Source organism: Streptomyces chryseus, from assembly GCF_014650755.1.
In the GTDB taxonomy this organism is placed as follows: Bacteria; Actinomycetota; Actinomycetes; order Streptomycetales; family Streptomycetaceae; genus Streptomyces; species Streptomyces chryseus.
This window is the reverse complement of sequence record NZ_BMVO01000015.1, coordinates 91,491-109,565: the sequence shown is the minus strand read 5'-3', so window position 1 is coordinate 109,565 and position 18,075 is coordinate 91,491. Positions and strand designations below refer to the sequence as shown.

The window sequence follows — 18,075 nt, the reverse complement described above, 5'->3', positions numbered from 1 at the left end:
GCCTCCGCCTGATCGAACGCGCCGCTCTTTCGAGTGGGAACCACGCGTGCCGTCACGGAGGCCCCGTCCGGCGCTGATAGCGGTAGGCCATGCTGATCACCTCCAGGCGCCTGCGTGCCGCCCTGCTGGCCGCCGCGGCGGCCACCCTCGTCGCCGCGACCGTGCCCGCCCCCGCACCACCGGTGGCGCTCGGCATCGGCGATCCGCTGTTCCCGCACCTGGGGAACCCCGGATACGACGTGCGCGCGTACGACATCTCCTTCACGTACTCCGGAAGCAACAGCAAGCCCCTGGACGCCGTCACGAAGATCGACGCGGTGGCCACCGAGCGGCTCGACCGCGTGAACCTGGACTTCTCGCGCGGCGCCGTCGCGTCGGTCGAGGTGAACGGCGAACGCGCGGCGTTCGAGACGGCGGGGGAGGACCTGATCGTCACCCCCGGCGCACCGGTCTACGAGGGGTGGCCGCTGCGCGTCACCGTCCGGCACACCAGCGACCCCCAGCCCAAGGAGGGCCCGGACGGAGGCTGGGTGCGCACGCGCGACGGACTGGCCATGGCGAACCAGGCCGACGCGGCGCACCGGGTGTTCCCGTGCAACGACCACCCCGCCGACAAGGCGCTCTTCACGTTCCGCGTCACCGCTCCGCGGGGCGTCACGGCAGTCGCCAACGGGCTGCCCGTGGGAGGGGCCGAGAAGGCCGCGGGCGGAGCCACCTGGACGTACCGGACCAGCCACCCCATGGCGACCGAGCTCGCACAGGTGTCGCTCGGCCGGTCGACCGTCGTGCGCAGGAACGGGCCGAACGGCCTTCCCGTACGCGACGTCGTGCCCACCGCCGACCGGGCGCGGCTCGAACCGTGGCTGAAGAAGACGCCGGGGCAGCTGGAGTGGATGGAGCGGCAGATCGGCCGCTACCCGCTGGAGGCGTACGGGCTGCTCGTCGCCGACGCCGAGACGGGCTTCGAGCTGGAGACCCAGACGCTGTCGCTCTTCGAGCGGTCGCTGTTCACCCGTTCCGACCTGCCCGCCTGGTACGTCGACTCGATCATGGTCCACGAGCTGGCGCACCAGTGGTTCGGCAACAGCGTCTCGCCGCGCTCCTGGTCCGACCTGTGGCTCAACGAAGGGCACGCCACCTGGTACGAGGCGCGGTACGCCGAGGACCACGCCAAGCGTCCGCTGGAGGCGAGGATGCGCCAGGCGTACGCGCAGTCGGACGCCATGCGGGCCCAGGGCGGCCCGCCCGCCGCTCCCCGCGGTCCCGCGCCGGGCAAGAAGATCAGCATCTTCAGGCCGGTCGTCTACGACGGCAGCGCCCTGGTGCTGTACGCGCTGCGCCAGGAGATCGGCAAGGAGGCCTTCGGACAGCTGGAGCGCCGCTGGGTCGGTGACCACCGCGACGCCAGCGCGACGACCGCCGACTTCACCGGCCTCGCGTCGGAGGTCGCGGGCCGGGACCTCACCGCCTTCTTCAAGGAGTGGCTGTACGGGAAGAAGACGCCGGCGATGCCCGGGCACCCTGACTGGCGCACCGAGGCGGCCACGACGTCGGCCAAGGCCGGCCCGGCCCGGGGATAGGGCCGGCGGCGCCCGGGCGGCAGAGACTGGGCGGCGGCAGGTGCGAGGGGACGGGAAGCGGGCATAAACCGGAGTGACGGCCCGGTGCGCGGCGTGCCACTATCAACGGGCCCACGGCGCTGCCGGGCCGGGGATCTCCGCACCCGCGGGAATCTTCCGGCCACGTCACGCGTTGTGACCGGCGTAACCTGATTCCTATCGACGTAAGGATCCAATGACCTCCTCTTCTTCCGCTTCCAAGGACGCACAGAGCTTCACGGAGAACGTGACCGAGAGCCTTCGGGCCGATGCCCTGATGGAAGAGGACGTCGCCTGGAGCTACGAAGTCGACGGAGAGCGGGACGGCGACCAGTTCGAGCGCTCCGACCGCGCCGCGCTGCGACGTGTGGCCGGCCTCTCCACCGAGCTCGAAGACGTAACCGAAGTCGAGTACCGGCAGCTGCGCCTGGAGCGTGTGGTGCTGGTCGGTGTCTGGACCTCAGGCACCGTGCTCGACGCCGAGAACTCGCTGGCGGAGCTGGCGGCCCTCGCGGAGACCGCGGGAGCCCTCGTGCTCGACGGCGTCGTCCAGCGCCGTGACAAGCCCGACCCGGCCACGTACATCGGCTCGGGCAAGGCGATCGAGCTGCGTGACATCGTGATCGAGACCGGTGCCGACACCGTCGTCTGCGACGGTGAGCTCAGCCCCGGCCAGCTCATCCACCTCGAGGACGTCGTCAAGGTCAAGGTGGTCGACCGCACCGCCCTGATCCTCGACATCTTCGCCCAGCACGCCAAGTCCCGGGAGGGCAAGGCGCAGGTCGCGCTCGCGCAGATGCAGTACATGCTGCCCCGGCTGCGCGGCTGGGGTCAGTCGCTGTCCCGGCAGATGGGCGGCGCCGGTGCCGGTGGTGGCGGCGGTATGGCCACCCGTGGTCCCGGTGAGACCAAGATCGAGACCGACCGGCGACGGATCCGCGAGAAGATGGCGAAGATGCGCCGGGAGATCGCGGAGATGAAGACCGGCCGCGACATCAAGCGCCAGGAGCGCAAGCGCAACAAGGTGCCCTCGGTCGCGATCGCCGGATACACCAACGCCGGAAAGTCCTCGCTGCTCAACCGCCTCACGGGCGCGGGTGTGCTGGTGGAGAACGCGCTGTTCGCCACCCTCGACCCGACCGTGCGCCGGGCGGAGACGCCGACCGGGCGGGTCTACACCCTCGCCGACACGGTCGGGTTCGTGCGGCACCTGCCGCATCACCTGGTCGAGGCGTTCCGCTCCACCATGGAGGAGGTCGGCGACTCCGACCTGATCCTGCACGTGGTGGACGGCGCGCACCCGGCGCCGGAGGAGCAGCTGGCGGCCGTACGCGAAGTGATCCGCGATGTCGGCGCGGTGGACGTGCCCGAGATCGTGGTGATCAACAAGGCGGACGCCGCGGACCCGGTCGTCCTCCAGCGGCTCCTGCGCATCGAGCGTCACGCGATCGCCGTGTCGGCCCGTACGGGCGCGGGCATGGCGGAGCTGCTGGCGCTGATCGACTCCGAGCTGCCCCGGCCCGCCGTCGAGATCGAGGCGCTCGTGCCGTACACGCACGGCGGGCTGATCTCGCGGGCGCACGCCGACGGCGAGGTGCTCTCCGAGGAGCACACCGGTGACGGCACGCTGATCAAGGTGCGGGTGCACGAGGAGCTGGCGGCGGACCTGGCGCCGTACGTACCGGCGGCTCACTGACCGCAGCCCGCTCCGGAGCCGTTCGTACCGGAACCGAGCAGACCCGAAGGCCGCCCCCTCACCACGAGGGGGCGGCCTTCGGGCCTTCGGCCCGGTGAACGGCGAACAGGGAAGGGCCCCCGGCGCATACGCCGAGGGCCCTGACCTGCGGTCACCTGCCGCACTACGACTTGTCGGCGAACTTCCCGCTCACCGTGTCGAAGATGTCCTTGGCCTCCCTGCCCAGGCGCGGACCGGCCAGCCAGCCGGCCGTCACCGGGCCGATCGAGGTGTTGGAGACCAGCGCCGGCTTTCCGTCCTGGCCGATGGCAGCCCAGCCGCCGCCGGAGGAACCACCGGTCATGGTGCAGCCGATGCGGTACATCGTCGGCTCGCCGGCCCTGATGGACAGGCGCCCCGGCTTGTCCGCGCACTGGAACTGCTTCTGACCGTCGAACGGCGGAGCGGCCGGGTAACCGGTCGCCGTCATGCTCGCGATGCCGGGCGCGGCGGGCGCGTCGAACTCCACCGGAAGGGCCGAACCGACCGTCTCCTCCAGGGACTTGCGGTTGCCCTTCTCCGGGGTGACGTGCAGCACCGCGAAGTCGTACGGAGCGCCTTCGCCGCCGGTCGGGCCGCCCTGGGCGATCCACTGCGAGGACGTCTGCGCCCAGTCGCCCCACCACACACCGTGCGGAGCGATCTCCTTCTCGTTCTTGGGCGCGCCGTCGAGCTCCGCCGCCGACCTGCCGGTGTCGTTGTACGACGGCACGAAGGCGATGTTGCGGTACCAGCCGCCCTTCTTGCCGGCGTGCACGCAGTGGCCGGCCGTCCACACCATGTTGGACTTGCCGGGGTGCGCCGGGTCCTTGACGACGGTCGCTGAGCAGACCATCGCCCCCTCGGGCCCGTCGAAGAAGAGCTTGCCCGCCTCGGGGGTGCCGGCGGTGTACGGCGACTTCACGGGCTGCGCCTGGACCGGCGCGGGCGTCGGGTCGGTGACACCCTCGTCACCGGAGATGTCGTTGTCCACCGGCCTGTCGGGCTCCTCGGCGTCCCGCATGCGGTCCGCGTCCCAGAGGTCCTCGATGATCGGGTTGATGTAGTCCTCGGCCTCGCGGAGCCAGTCGTCCCTGCTCCAGTCCTTCCACGCGCCGCCCTTCCACTTGTCCAGGTCGACGCCGTGCTCCTTCAGACGGTCCTTCAGATCGTCGGGGATGACGATCTTGCCGTCGGTCCCACCGGTGACCTGGCCCGCGGGAGCGCTCGGCTCGCCGCCCGCGTTGTCCTCGCTCGGACCGCAGGCGGTGGCGGTCAGGGCGAGGGCCGCGGCGAGGCCGACAGCCGCGAGGACGGGGGAGGTTCGGCGACGCGCGCTCCTCCCGCCACGTGCTGCGCTGGTCGGGCGAATGGGTCGCATGTCGTGATCCCCCTGGGACTTCGAAATCTTCTTCAGCGAACTGATGTGAACTCTGCGAACTGCGCGCGCATCGCGCACCCCGGCGACGGAGCGCCGGGCCGGAGCGCGGTCCCCACTATGCCGGTGCCGATGGGGACGGCGCGCGGCAGGGGCACGGTTCCCCCGACGTAAGGATCTTCTTATTGCCCGTGATCCTCCGGCGCCACCGTCGTTGGTACGTACGGGGGACGCAGGGTCGACGTCCGGCCCGGACGGGCACGGACATACAGACCAGTGCGCGCGACGCAGGCTTCACCGCGGGAGGACCAACAGACGTGGCCGTGACCGAACCAGCCGCTGCGGTGCTGACCGCTGCTCACGAGGGAATCCTGCGGCGTCAGTCGCTGCGCGAGTCCTCCGCCCGTACGTACGCGCGGTCCCTTCCCATCGTGCCCGTACGCGCGCGGGGGCTGACGATCGAGGGGGCGGACGGGCGCCGCTATCTCGACTGCCTCTCGGGCGCCGGGACGCTGGCGCTCGGTCACAACCACCCGGTGGTCCTGGAAGCGGTCAAGAAGGTTCTCGACTCGGGTGCGCCGCTCCACGTGCTGGACCTCGCGACCCCCGTCAAGGACGCCTTCACCACCGAGCTGTTCGAGACGCTGCCCCGCGAGCTCGCCGACCACGCCCGGGTGCAGTTCTGCGGCCCGGCGGGCACGGACGCGGTCGAAGCCGCGCTCAAGCTCGTCCGCACCGCCACCGGCCGCAGCGGACTGCTGGCCTTCACCGGGGCGTACCACGGCATGACGGCCGGGGCCCTCGACGCCTCCGGCGGCGCGCAGGACGTACGGGTGACGCGCCTGCCCTACCCGTACGACTACCGGTGTCCCTTCGGCGCGGGCGGCGAACGCGGCGCGGAACTCTCCGCCCGCTGGACGGAGAACCTCCTCGACGACCCGAAGAGCGGCGTGACGTCCCCGGCCGGGATGATCCTCGAACCGGTGCAGGGCGAGGGAGGGGTGATTCCCGCTCCGGACGACTGGATGCGCCGGATGCGCCGGATCACGGCGGACCGCTCCATTCCACTGATCGCCGACGAGGTGCAGACCGGAGTCGGCAGAACCGGCACCTTCTGGGCGGTCGAGCACAGCGGCATCGTGCCCGACGTGATGGTCATGTCCAAGGCGATCGGCGGCAGTCTTCCCCTGGCCGTGGTGGTCTACCGGGACGACCTCGACGCCTGGGAGCCGGGCTCGCACGCCGGAACGTTCCGAGGCAACCAGCTCGCCATGGCGGCAGGCGCCGCCACCTTGGCGTACGTGCGCGAGAACCGGCTCGCGGAGCGGGCCGCCGTGCTCGGCGCACGCATGACGGGCCGGTTGCAGGGGCTCGCGGCCGACCATCCTTGCATCGGGGACGTACGCGGCCGGGGCTTGATGATCGGCGTCGAACTCGTCGACCCCGAGGCCGACCCCGACGGCGCGGGCCGCCGGACGGGCCGGGAGGACGGCGTCCGTACGTCCACCGGTGTCCCCCCGGCGGCGCCCGCACTGGCCGCCGCCGTCCAGCAGGAGTGCCTGGAGCGCGGACTGATCGTCGAGCTCGGCGGGCGCCATTCGAGCGTCGTCCGTCTGCTGCCTCCCCTCACTCTCACCGATGAACAGGCCACAGCGGTCCTCGACCGTCTGGCCGACGCCCTGTCGGCCGCCGAACGCTCCCCGTACCGCCGGCAACAGACCGGGCTTTCGAACTGACCCCGGACCTCGTCCCAAGGAAGACCCCGTGAACCCCACCCCCGCATCCGACGCGTCCGAGGCCGACGACCGTCCCAGCGCCCACGACCGAGGACAGGGCCCCGCGCACCGCCCCCTCGCGCTCGACGAGGCCAAGGTGCCCCGGCAGAAGGGCAGCCCCCACGAGGAGCAGCGCGCGTCCGGGCGCCCGCAGACAGCGGGTCCGGATCCGGCCGCCGCGGAGGATCTGCTGGACCACCCCGATCCGCACACGGCCGCGGAGGCGGCGGCCGTGGAGAACCTGCTGAGGTGCTGGATCCGGGAGAAGGACTTCCCCCGGCCCCAGGGGCCGACCCTCCGCGTCCCGCTCGACGCCAGCGGAACCGCCCTGCTGGTCCCCGTCCGCTACTGGTCGGCCGGCGGATGGCACCGCTTCGGCATGCCGTCACTGGAGGGCGGCCCGAAGGGGGCGCCGCCCGCCGACGCCGTCACGGTCGCGGCACTCCTCGGCCGCGAGGCGGGGCAGCGCGAAGGCGCGGACCTGGTCGGCAGGGTCGCCGACTCCGTCCGGCGCACCACCCGGTTCATCGCCGAGCGGCGCGCGCACCCCGGTCCCGCCGAAGAGGCGGACCTGTTTCTCAGCGCCGAACAGTCACTCCTTCTCGGACATCCGCTGCACCCCACCCCCAAGAGCCGCGAGGGGCTCTCCGACGCCGAAGCGCAGCTCTACTCGCCGGAGCTGCACGGCTCCTTCCCGCTCCACTGGATGGCTGTCGACCGGTCCGTACTGGCCGAGGACTCCGCCTGGACCGAGCGCGGCCGCACCGTACCCGTCGAGCAACTCGCCGTCCGCCTCGCCGAGGGTCTGCGCCTGCCCGACGGCACGGTCCCGCTGCCCCTCCACCCGTGGCAGGCCCGCGAGCTCCGGCACCGGCCCGCCGTCGCGGCACTCCTGGAGCAGGGACTCCTCCACGACCTCGGCCCGCACGGCGCCCGGTGGCACCCCACCTCCTCCGTCCGGACCGTGCACCGCCCCGGCGCCCCCGTCATGCTCAAGCTCTCCCTCGGCGTACGCATCACCAACTCCCGCCGTGAGAACCTCCGCAAGGAACTCCACCGCGGCGTCGAGGTCCACCGCCTCCTGCGCGCCGGGCTGGCCGAGGAATGGCAGTCCGCCCACCCCGGCTTCGACATCGTCCGGGACCCGGCGTGGCTCGCCGTCGACACCGTGGACGGCGAACCGGTGCCCGGACTCGACGCTCTGCTGCGCCACAACCCGTTCGGCCCCTCCGACGACGCCGTCTGCATCGCCGGACTCACCGCCCCGCGCCCCTGGCCGGGCCGCACCGGCATGCACTCCCGGCTCGCCGACGTCGTCGCCCGGCTCGCCGCCCGGACCGGCCGGCCCACCGGAGCCGTCGCCGCCGAGTGGTTCCTGCGCTACCTCGACCACGTCGTACGCCCGGTGCTCTGGCTGGACGGCACGGCGGGGGTCGCACTGGAGGCGCACCAGCAGAACACCCTGGTGCTGCTCGACCCCGACGGCTGGCCCGTCGGCGGCCGCTACCGCGACAACCAGGGCTACTACTTCCGCGAGTCGCACCGGGACCGGCTCGAACGCCGCCTCCCCGGCATCGGCGCCATCAGCGACACCTTCGTCCCCGACGCCGTCACCGACGAACGCTTCGCGTACTACCTCGGCATCAACAACGTCCTCGGCCTCATCGGAGCGTTCGGCGCCGAACGGCTCGCCGACGAACGCGTGCTGATCGCCGCCTTCCGCCAGTTCCTCGGCAAGAGCACCGCACTCGGCTCCCCGCTGCCCGCACAGCTCCTGGAGACCCCCAGCCTCCGCTGCAAGGCCAACCTGCTCACCCGTCTGCACGGTCTCGACGAGCTCGAAGGCCCCGTCGACACCCAGTCCGTGTACGTCACCATCGCCAACCCCCTTCGCACCTGAAGGAACGTGCCCCGACCGAACTGCTGAGAGGAGCGTCGCCGTGCCTCCCACCGATGCGAGCACCGACGCAGGAACCAACTCCGCTCCCCGCGCCGGATCCAGCACCGAGGACACCCTCGACCTGCGGCTGACCGACGAGCTCATCGCGCTGTTCGGTGACGACACGCCGGCGGCAGCCCCCGGGCCCGCCGCCGGCCGCCTCCTCGACGCCCCCGCCGACTGGGGCCCCGTCCCCACCGAAGCGGGCCCGTTCCAGCTCGTGCCCGTACGCATCGAACGGGACCTGCCGCTCATCAGCCGGTGGATGAACGATCCGGCCGTCGCCGCGTTCTGGGAACTGGCGGGTCCGGAAGACGTCACCGCCGCCCACCTGCGCCCCCAGCTCGACGGTGACGGCCGCAGCGCACCCTGTCTCGGCGTACTGGCCGGCGTGCCCATGAGCTACTGGGAGATCTACCGCGCCGACCTCGACCCGCTGGCCCGCCACTATCCGGCCCGCCCGAACGACACCGGTGTCCACCTCCTCGTCGGCGGCGTCGCCGACCGCGGCCGCGGTCTCGGCACGACCCTCCTCAGAGCCGTCGCCGACCTCGTACTCGACCACCGCCCCGCCTGCGCACGTGTCGTCGCCGAACCGGACATCCGCAACGCCCCCTCCGTCTCCGCCTTCCTCGGGGCCGGCTTCCGCTTCTCAGCGGAACTCGACCTCCCCGACAAACGGGCCGCGCTCATGGTCCGCGACCGCGCCCTGCGAAACCTGCTGTGATCAACCCGCTCCTTCTCATACACCGCTCGCCCCGACTGGGTTCCACCCCGAGGAGTCCCCGTGCCGAAGCCCGCCGTCGCCCATGACTTCGAGGACTCGCTCCCGCTGCTCGCCCCGCCCGAGCTGAAACCGGGCACCTGGAACCGGGCAGCGCGTCGCCTCCTCGCCAAGATGCTCGGCGAGTTCGCGTACGAGGAGATCATCGAACCGGTCCCGCAGCCACCCGGCGACCGTCACACCCTCCTGCTCGACGACGGCGCGACCCTCGCGTTCCGGGCGGCGCGCGGGGCGTACGGCAGCTGGCGGGTGCACCCCGACACGATCGAGATCCGCGAGCGCGACGCCGGAACCCGCGAGGGCGCAGCCGAGGACGAGGCCGCCGACGCGGACCCCGGGAGCCTGCCGTTCGGGGACCCGCTCCGCTTCCTGGTCCGCGCCCACCGCCTGCTCGCACTCGACGGCGCCACCCTCGGCCACCTCATCCGCGAGCTGAGCGGCACCCTGGCCGCCGACGCCCGCCTCGACCACACCGCCGTGTCCGCCGCGCACCTCGCCGACCTCGGCTACGCGGAACTCGAAGGGCACCAGACCGGACACCCCTGGCTCGTCCTGAACAAGGGCCGCCTCGGCTTCTCCGCCACCGACACCGCCCGCTGGGCCCCCGAGGCCCGTACCCCGGCCACGCTTCCCTGGATCGCCGTCAGCACGGAGATCGCCGGCTATCGCGGCGTCCCGTTACTCGCCACGCCCGAACATCTCTACGCGCGTGAGCTCGACGCCCCCACCCGCGAGTCCTTCGCCGCCGCACTGCGCGCCCGCGACCTGGACCCGGCGCGGTACCTCTACCTGCCCGTGCACCCGTGGCAGTGGGACGAAGTGGTGCTGCCGCTCTTCGGGCCCGCCGTCGCCCAGGGCGCCATCGTGCCGCTGCCCACCGACGGCGACGTACGTCTGCCTCAGCAGTCGATCCGCACCTTCCTCAACACGAGCCGTCCCGACCGGCACACGGTCAAACTGCCGCTCGCCGTCCTGAACACACTGGTCTGGCGCGGACTGCCCACCGAGCGCACCCTGGCGGCGCCGGCCGTCACCGCCTGGGTGCACGGCCTGCGGGACGGCGACCCCTTCCTGCGCGACGAGTGCGGAGTGATCCTCCTCGGGGAAGTCGCCTCCGTCGCCGTCGAGCACCCCCTGTACGACGGCCTCCCCGAGGTGCCCTACCAGTACAAGGAACTGCTCGGCGCGATCTGGCGCGAGCCGCTCACCGGGCGGCTGGCCCCCGGGGAGCGCGCCCGTACGCTCGCGTCCCTCCTCCACACGGACCCCGAGGGGCGTGCCTTCACCGCGGAGCTCGTCGACCGCTCGGGCCTTGGGCCGGCCGTGTGGCTCCAGCGGCTGTTCGCCGCGATGCTGCCGCCGCTGCTGCACTTCCTGTACCGCTACGGCACGGTCTTCTCCCCGCACGGCGAGAACGCCATCGTCGTGTTCGACGATCACGACATCCCGGTGCGGCTCGCGATCAAGGACTTCGTCGACGACGTGAACGTGAGCGCGCGGCCCCTTCCCGAGCACGACTCCATGCCCGACGACGTGCGCGAGGTGCTGCTGACCGAGCCTCCCGCCTTCCTGACGCAGTTCATCCATTCCGGTCTGTTCGTCGGCGTATTCCGCTATCTGGCTCCTCTGTGCGAGGAACAACTGGGCGTTCCCGAGAACGACTTCTGGTCACTCGTACGGGCAGAAATCCTCCGGCACCAGGCACGCTTTCCCGAGCTCAAGGAGCGGTACGAGATCTTCGACCTGCTCACTCCGCGGATCGAGCGGCTGTGCCTCAACCGCAACCGCCTGCACCTCGACGGCTACCGGGACCGGCCCAACCGCCCGCACGCCGCCGTGCACGGAACCGTCCCCAACCCGCTCCACCCGTCCTGACGCCGTCACCGGTGCGACCCGGGTTGTCAGTGGTGCCCCGTAGGCTGGACGGGCTATGACGAAGCCCTCACTCCCCGAGCTCCTCCATGCCGCCGTCACCGCCGTCGGCGGCACGGAGCGGCCCGGCCAGGTCGCCATGACCGAGGCCGTGGCCGGAGCCATCGACGACAATTCCCACCTGCTCGTCCAGGCCGGCACCGGCACCGGAAAGTCCCTCGGCTACCTGGTGCCGGCCCTGGCCCACGGCGAGCGCGTCGTCGTGGCGACGGCGACCCTGGCCCTCCAGCGCCAGCTCGTGGAGCGTGATCTCCCTCGTACGGTCGAGGCGCTGCATCCGCTGCTGCGCCGGCGCCCCGAGTTCGCCATGCTCAAGGGGCGGTCGAACTACCTCTGCCTGCACCGGCTGCACGAGGGCGTGCCGCAGGAAGAAGACGACGGTCTCTTCGACCAGTTCGAAGCCGCCGCGCCGACCAGCAAGCTCGGCCAGGACCTCCTGCGCATGCGGGACTGGGCGGACGAGACCGAGACGGGCGACCGCGACGACCTCACCCCCGGCGTCTCCGACCGCGCCTGGGGGCAGGTCTCCGTCTCCTCCCGCGAGTGCCTCGGCGCCTCGAAGTGCGCGTACGGCGCGGAGTGCTTCGCGGAGGCGGCCCGCGAGCGCGCCAAGCTCGCCGACGTGGTCGTGACCAACCACGCCCTGCTGGCCATCGACGCCATCGAGGGCGCCCCGGTGCTCCCGCAGCACGAGGTGCTGATCGTCGACGAGGCGCACGAGCTGGTCTCGCGGGTGACCGGGGTCGCGACCGGCGAGCTCAGCCCCGGCCAGGTCAACCGGGCGGTCCGTCGCGCGGCCAAGCTGGTGAACGAGAAGGCCGCCGACGCCCTCCAGACGGCCGCCGAGTCCTTCGAGCGAATCATGGAGCTCGCGCTCCCCGGGCGTCTCGTGGAGATCCCCGAGGACCTCGGGTACGCCCTCATGGCGCTGCGGGACGCCGCCCGTAACGTCATCTCCGCCATCGGCTCGACCCGCGACAAGTCCGTCCAGGACGAGGACGCCGTACGCAAGCAGGCGCTCGCGGCCGTCGAGAGCGTCCACGGCGTCGCCGAGCGGATCGCCAACGGTTCCGAGTACGACGTCGTCTGGTTCGAGCGGCACGACCGGTACGGCGCCTCCCTGCGCGTCGCCCCGCTGTCGGTGTCCGGGCTGCTGCGCGAGAAGCTCTTCAGCGAGAGGTCCGTCGTCCTGACCTCCGCCACGCTCAAGCTCGGCGGCGACTTCAACGGCGTGGGCGCCTCCCTCGGGCTGTCCCCGGAGGGGACCGAGGGGGAGGACGTCCCGGTCTGGAAGGGACTCGACGTCGGCTCGCCCTTCGACTACCCGAAGCAGGGGATCCTGTACGTCGCCCGCCAGCTGGCCACCCCGGGCCGTGAGGGTTCACGGGGCGACATGATGGACGAGCTGTCCGAGCTCGTCGAGGCGGCCGGGGGCCGGACGCTGGGACTCTTCTCGTCCATGCGGGCGGCGAAGGCGGCGGCCGAGGAGCTGCGCGGCCGGCTCGACATGCCGATCCTGCTCCAGGGCGAGGAAACGGTCGGCGAGCTGATCAAGAACTTCGCGGCGGACCCGAAGACGTGCCTGTTCGGCACGCTGTCGCTCTGGCAGGGCGTGGATGTGCCGGGGCCGAGCTGCCAGCTCGTGGTCATGGACCGGATTCCGTTCCCCCGCCCGGACGATCCGCTGATGAGCGCCCGCCAGAAGGCGGTCGAGGAGGCCGGGGGCAACGGCTTCATGGCCGTCGCGGCCACGCATGCGGCGCTCCTGATGGCCCAGGGCGCGGGACGGCTCGTACGGGCCTCGGGGGACCGCGGTGTCGTCGCCGTGCTCGACCCGAGGCTGGCGAACGCACGGTACGGCAGCTACCTGCGGGCGTCACTGCCGGACTTCTGGTACACCACGGACCGTAACCAGGTGCGGCGCTCGCTGTCCGCGATCAACGCGGCGGCCGAGGCCGAGGGGAAGTAGGCGGCGGGGGCGCCGACGGCTCGGCGGCGCACCGCCCTCCTAGGGCAAGCCACGAACACAAACGGGCCCCCGGAACCGGCGCAGTGGGTTCCAGGGGCCCGGTCCTTGACCGGCGAGGTGTCACACCCGTCGCAGCACTGCCACGACCTTGCCGAGAATCGTCGCCTCGTCGCCGGGGATCGGCTGGTAGGCGGCGTTGTGCGGAAGCAGCCACACGTGGCCGTCCTCGCGCTTGAACCGCTTCACCGTGGCCTCGCCGTCCAGCATCGCGGCCACGATGTCGCCGTTCTCGGCGACCGGCTGGCGGCGGACCGTCACCCAGTCACCGTCACAGATCGCCGCCTCGATCATGGAGTCACCCACGACCTTGAGGACGAAGAGCTCTCCGTCGCCCACCAGCTGTCGGGGGAGCGGGAAGACGTCCTCCACCGACTCCTCGGCGAGGATCGGCCCGCCCGCCGCGATCCGGCCGATGAGCGGGACATACGACGCGGCGGGCTTGCCGGCCGTGTCGGTGGGCTGGGTGCTCGGCTGGTCCGAACCCCGCACCTCGTACGCCCGGGGGCGGTGCGGGTCGCGGCGCAGGAAGCCCTTGCGTTCGAGAGCCATCAGCTGATGGGCCACGGAAGAGGTGCTGGAGAGGCCCACCGCCTGACCGATCTCGCGCATCGACGGCGGATATCCTCGTCGTTGCACGGAGTCCCTGATGACCTCGATGACCCGTCGTTGCCGATCGGTGAGGCCGGAACTGTCCGCCCGGATTCCTGGAGGTCGGCCGGGCAGCGAGCGTGAGGGCTTGGGGCCCTCCGGATTCTTGGCTGCTTCGTTCATGGCATGCACCGGCTCGAGTCGGCTCTGGGATCGGTCCTGGGCAGTGATAGTTGCACTGTCGGCGGTGGTGGTCACGTCGGCCCCTCTCGAGATGTTCTCTCTCCCTGGTGTGGACAACGGTAGTTGCTTTCGAAAGGTTGCGCCAAACACACGTTCGAGTGAAAAAGCGCAGAATGGCTTTCTCGAACGCGCGACGGGGTGTATGAGAGGCCTTTGCGTCGAATAGCAATTCGGGCCATTACGGTAACCTTCGCGGCTGGGCCGAGCACCGGTGGGGGTGCCGTCAGCGTGTCGGTGGCGCGGGCGGTACCGCGGCGGACCGCCGTGGGCGCCGCGACACGCGCGAAGTGCAGAAAATGCACCCAGACCCTAGATCTAGTAGTCGCATGGCTACAGCCGCCCACAAGTTGTGGTCCAAGTGGGTCCCCGGTGCGCCGAGACCCCTCCCATCACCTATGCTGGTGACCGCTTCGAAGGGCCCCTGGTGGGGCTGCCGAGGCTATTCAGTCGTGCTGTGAAGGAGGGTTGGGATCCATGCACTGTCCCTTCTGCAGGCACCCCGACAGCCGCGTCGTCGACAGTCGCACCACCGACGACGGAACGTCGATCCGCAGGCGCCGTCAGTGTCCCGACTGCTCCCGCCGTTTCACCACGGTGGAGACCGCCTCACTGATGGTGATCAAGCGCAGCGGTGTCACGGAACCCTTCAGTCGTACCAAGGTCATCTCCGGTGTGCGCAAGGCGTGCCAGGGGCGGCCGGTCACCGAGGACGCCCTCGCCAAGCTCGGCCAGCGGGTCGAGGAAGCGGTGCGCGCCACCGGAAGCGCCGAGCTGACCACCCACGACGTGGGGCTGGCCATACTCGGCCCATTGCGGGAACTCGATCTTGTCGCGTACCTGCGCTTCGCGTCCGTGTACCGGGCGTTCGACTCACTCGAGGACTTCGAGGCCGCCATCGCGGAGCTCCGTGAAGAGCGGCCACCTGTGAACGATTGCGATTGCGGGCCCGGCGCGACCCCCGAGGTCCCCGTGCCCGCCACTGCCGCCGACTGACCGACCGGCGGCGGACCAGACCTGTTCCGGTCGCCCCTTCGCGGCGTCCGGAACATCAGACACACCACGTGCCCCGGGAAGAAATGGGCACGTCAGAGCGTTTTTGTACGTATATGGGAGGCGGCATGACAGAGACGGCGAGCGGCCCGGCACGGGGTTCCCGTACCAAGGGTTCCAAAGCGGCTGCGGCCCGGCAGGGCCTGCGCATCGAGCGCATCCACACCACGCCCGGCGTGCATCCGTACGACGAGGTGGTCTGGGAGCGTCGTGACGTCGTCATGACCAACTGGCGCGACGGCTCGGTCAATTTCGAGCAGCGTGGCGTCGAGTTCCCCGACTTCTGGTCGGTGAACGCGGTCAACATCGTCACCAGCAAGTATTTCCGCGGGGCTGTCGGTACGCCTCAGCGCGAGACCGGTCTGCGGCAGCTGATCGACCGGATCGTGAACACGTACCGGAAGGCCGGCGAGGAGTACGACTACTTCGCCTCTCCCGCCGACGCCGAGATCTTCGAGCACGAGCTGGCGTACGCCCTCCTGCACCAGATCTTCAGCTTCAACTCGCCGGTCTGGTTCAACGTCGGCACGCCCCAGCCGCAGCAGGTCTCCGCCTGCTTCATCCTCGCCGTCGACGACTCCATGGAGTCGATCCTCGACTGGTACAAGGAAGAGGGCATGATCTTCAAGGGCGGCTCCGGCGCCGGCCTGAACCTCTCCCGCATCCGTTCCTCCAAGGAACTGCTCTCGTCCGGCGGCAACGCCTCCGGTCCGGTCTCCTTCATGCGGGGCGCCGACGCCTCCGCCGGAACGATCAAGTCGGGCGGTGCCACGCGCCGCGCGGCCAAGATGGTCGTGCTCGACGTCGACCACCCCGACATCGAGGACTTCATCGAGACCAAGGTCAAGGAGGAGGAGAAGATCCGCGCCCTGCGCGACGCGGGCTTCGACATGGACCTGGGCGGCGACGACATCACGTCCGTCCAGTACCAGAACGCCAACAACTCGGTCCGCGTGAACGACGAGTTCATGAAGGCGGTCGAGACGGGCGGCACGTTCGGCCTCCGCGCCCGGATGACGGGCGAGGTCATCGAGGAGGTCGACGCGAAGTCGCTCTTCCGCAAGATGGCCGAGGCCGCGTGGGCCTGCGCCGACCCCGGCATCCAGTACGACGACACCATCAACAACTGGCACACCTGCCCCGAGTCCGGCCGGATCACCGCGTCGAACCCGTGCAGTGAGTACATGCACCTGGACAACACCTCGTGCAACCTGGCCTCGCTGAACCTGATGAAGTTCCTCAAGGACGACGGCAAGGGCAACCAGTCCTTCGAGTCCGAGCGCTTCGCCAAGGTCGTCGAGCTGGTCATCACCGCGATGGACATCTCCATCTGCTTCGCGGACTTCCCGACGCAGAAGATCGGCGAGAACACCCGCGCCTTCCGTCAGCTGGGCATCGGCTACGCCAACCTCGGCGCGCTGCTCATGGCGACCGGCCACGCGTACGACAGCGACGGCGGCCGTTCCCTCGCCGGCGCCATCACCTCGCTGATGACGGGTACGTCGTACCGGCGCTCCGCCGAGCTGGCCGCGGTCGTCGGCCCGTACGACGGCTACGCCCGCAACGCCGAGCCCCACAAGCGCGTCATGAAGCAGCACTCCGACGCCAACGCCGTCGCCCCGCGCGTGGACGACCTGGACTCGCCGATCTGGGCCGCGGCCACGGAGGCCTGGCAGGACGTCCTGCGCCTCGGTGAGAAGAACGGCTTCCGCAACGCGCAGGCCTCGGTCATCGCGCCCACCGGCACCATCGGTCTCGCGATGTCCTGCGACACGACCGGTCTTGAGCCCGACCTCGCGCTGGTCAAGTTCAAGAAGCTGGTCGGCGGCGGCTCGATGCAGATCGTCAACGGCACGGTGCCGCAGGCGCTGCGTCGTATGGGCTACCAGGAGGAGCAGATCGAGGCGATCGTCGCCCACATCGCCGAGAACGGCAACGTGATCGACGCCCCCGGTCTGAAGCAGGAGCACTACGAGGTGTTCGACTGCGCGATGGGCGAGCGTTCCATCTCCGCGATGGGCCACGTCCGCATGATGGCGGCCATCCAGCCGTGGATCTCCGGCGCGCTCTCCAAGACGGTGAACCTGCCGGAGACGGCCACCGTCGAGGACGTCGAAGAGGTCTACTTCGAGGCGTGGAAGATGGGCGTCAAGGCGCTCGCGATCTACCGCGACAACTGCAAGGTCGGCCAGCCGCTCTCCGCCAAGACGAAGGACGTCAAGGCCGAGGTCACGGAGAAGACCGAGGAGACGATCCGCGCCGCGGTCGAGAAGGTCGTCGAGTACCGCCCGGTGCGCAAGCGCCTCCCCAAGGGCCGCCCGGGGATCACCACCTCCTTCACGGTGGGTGGGGCCGAGGGGTACATGACCGCCAACTCCTACCCGGACGACGGTCTCGGTGAGGTCTTCCTGAAGATGTCCAAGCAGGGTTCGACCCTCGCGGGCATGATGGACGCCTTCTCGATCGCCGTCTCGGTCGGTCTGCAGTACGGCGTCCCGCTGGAGACGTACGTCTCGAAGTTCACCAACATGCGCTTCGAGCCGGCCGGCATGACGGACGACCCGGACGTGCGGATGGCGCAGTCGATCGTCGACTACATCTTCCGTCGCCTGGCGCTCGACTTCCTGCCCTTCGAGACCCGCTCCGCGCTCGGCATCCACTCCGCCGAGGAGCGTCAGCGTCACCTGGAGACGGGCTCGTACGAGCCGTCGATGGACGACGACGACGTCGACGTCGAGGGTCTGGCCCAGTCCGCCCCACGTCAGACGGAGACGCTGAAGCCGGTCGCCGCCGCCCCCAAGGCGGAGGCAGTGCCGGAGCAGAAGCAGGCGCACACCTCGGCGGAACTCGTCGAGATGCAGCTCGGCATCAGCGCGGACGCGCCGCTGTGCTTCTCCTGCGGTACGAAGATGCAGCGTGCGGGCAGCTGCTACATCTGCGAGGGCTGCGGCTCGACCAGCGGCTGCAGCTGATACGGGGCGCGATCACGTCGGACACACGACATCCGACCTGACGTGCACAGGTAGCTGATCAACAGCACCCGAA

General features: G+C 70.7%; 11 protein-coding genes. 9 read left to right on the top strand and 2 right to left on the bottom strand.

Features of this window, described 5'->3' with window-relative positions; translation table 11 throughout:
• Positions 1 to 89: 89 nt before the first annotated feature.
• Positions 90 to 1,580, top strand: a complete 1,491-nt coding sequence (locus IE185_RS21890) for a M1 family metallopeptidase (protein ID WP_138896401.1) — start codon at positions 90 to 92, stop codon at positions 1,578 to 1,580.
• A 214-nt stretch (positions 1,581 to 1,794) separates the two neighbouring features.
• Complete coding sequence (hflX, locus tag IE185_RS21885) at positions 1,795 to 3,294, top strand: GTPase HflX (protein ID WP_138896402.1); 1,500 nt, start codon at positions 1,795 to 1,797, stop codon at positions 3,292 to 3,294.
• A gap of 163 nt (positions 3,295 to 3,457) precedes the next feature.
• Here hflX and IE185_RS21880 read toward each other — a convergent pair whose 3' ends face one another.
• Positions 3,458 to 4,693 carry a trypsin-like serine peptidase gene (locus tag IE185_RS21880; protein ID WP_138896403.1) on the bottom strand — a complete coding sequence of 412 codons (1,236 nt, stop codon included), beginning with the start codon at positions 4,691 to 4,693 and terminating at the stop codon, positions 3,458 to 3,460.
• Positions 4,694 to 5,007: 314 nt separating this feature from the next.
• Between IE185_RS21880 and IE185_RS21875 the strand changes: the two genes are divergently transcribed.
• The 5 genes from IE185_RS21875 to IE185_RS21855 are packed head-to-tail and all read left to right on the top strand — an operon-like array spanning position 5,008 to position 13,089.
• Positions 5,008 to 6,426 carry a diaminobutyrate--2-oxoglutarate transaminase family protein gene (locus IE185_RS21875; RefSeq protein ID WP_138896404.1) on the top strand — a complete coding sequence of 473 codons (1,419 nt, stop codon included), beginning with the start codon at positions 5,008 to 5,010 and terminating at the stop codon, positions 6,424 to 6,426.
• Positions 6,427 to 6,454: 28 nt separating this feature from the next.
• Entirely contained in the window at positions 6,455 to 8,365 is a 1,911-nt protein-coding gene (locus tag IE185_RS21870) for an IucA/IucC family protein (RefSeq protein WP_229843631.1), read from the top strand.
• A gap of 40 nt (positions 8,366 to 8,405) precedes the next feature.
• Positions 8,406 to 9,131 (top strand): GNAT family N-acetyltransferase, encoded by a 726-nt coding sequence (locus tag IE185_RS21865; protein WP_189715786.1) that lies wholly within the window; start codon positions 8,406 to 8,408, stop codon positions 9,129 to 9,131.
• Between the two features lie 60 nt (positions 9,132 to 9,191).
• Entirely contained in the window at positions 9,192 to 11,063 is a 1,872-nt protein-coding gene (locus tag IE185_RS21860) for an IucA/IucC family protein (protein ID WP_138896260.1), read from the top strand.
• Positions 11,064 to 11,118: 55 nt separating this feature from the next.
• Positions 11,119 to 13,089, top strand: a complete 1,971-nt coding sequence (locus IE185_RS21855) for an ATP-dependent DNA helicase (RefSeq protein WP_138896259.1) — start codon at positions 11,119 to 11,121, stop codon at positions 13,087 to 13,089.
• Between the two features lie 120 nt (positions 13,090 to 13,209).
• Here the strand turns inward: IE185_RS21855 and lexA are convergent, their stop codons facing one another.
• Positions 13,210 to 13,995 (bottom strand): transcriptional repressor LexA, encoded by a 786-nt coding sequence (lexA, locus tag IE185_RS21850; protein ID WP_138896258.1) that lies wholly within the window; start codon positions 13,993 to 13,995, stop codon positions 13,210 to 13,212.
• 459 nt (positions 13,996 to 14,454) lie between these two features.
• On the opposite strand from lexA, the gene nrdR reads away from it, so the two are divergent.
• On the top strand, positions 14,455 to 14,973 hold the full coding sequence (nrdR, locus tag IE185_RS21845) for a transcriptional regulator NrdR (RefSeq protein ID WP_138896257.1): 519 nt from the start codon (positions 14,455 to 14,457) through the stop codon (positions 14,971 to 14,973).
• Positions 14,974 to 15,098: 125 nt separating this feature from the next.
• On the top strand, positions 15,099 to 18,002 hold the full coding sequence (locus IE185_RS21840; protein WP_138896256.1) for a vitamin B12-dependent ribonucleotide reductase: 2,904 nt from the start codon (positions 15,099 to 15,101) through the stop codon (positions 18,000 to 18,002).
• Positions 18,003 to 18,075 lie beyond the last annotated feature (73 nt).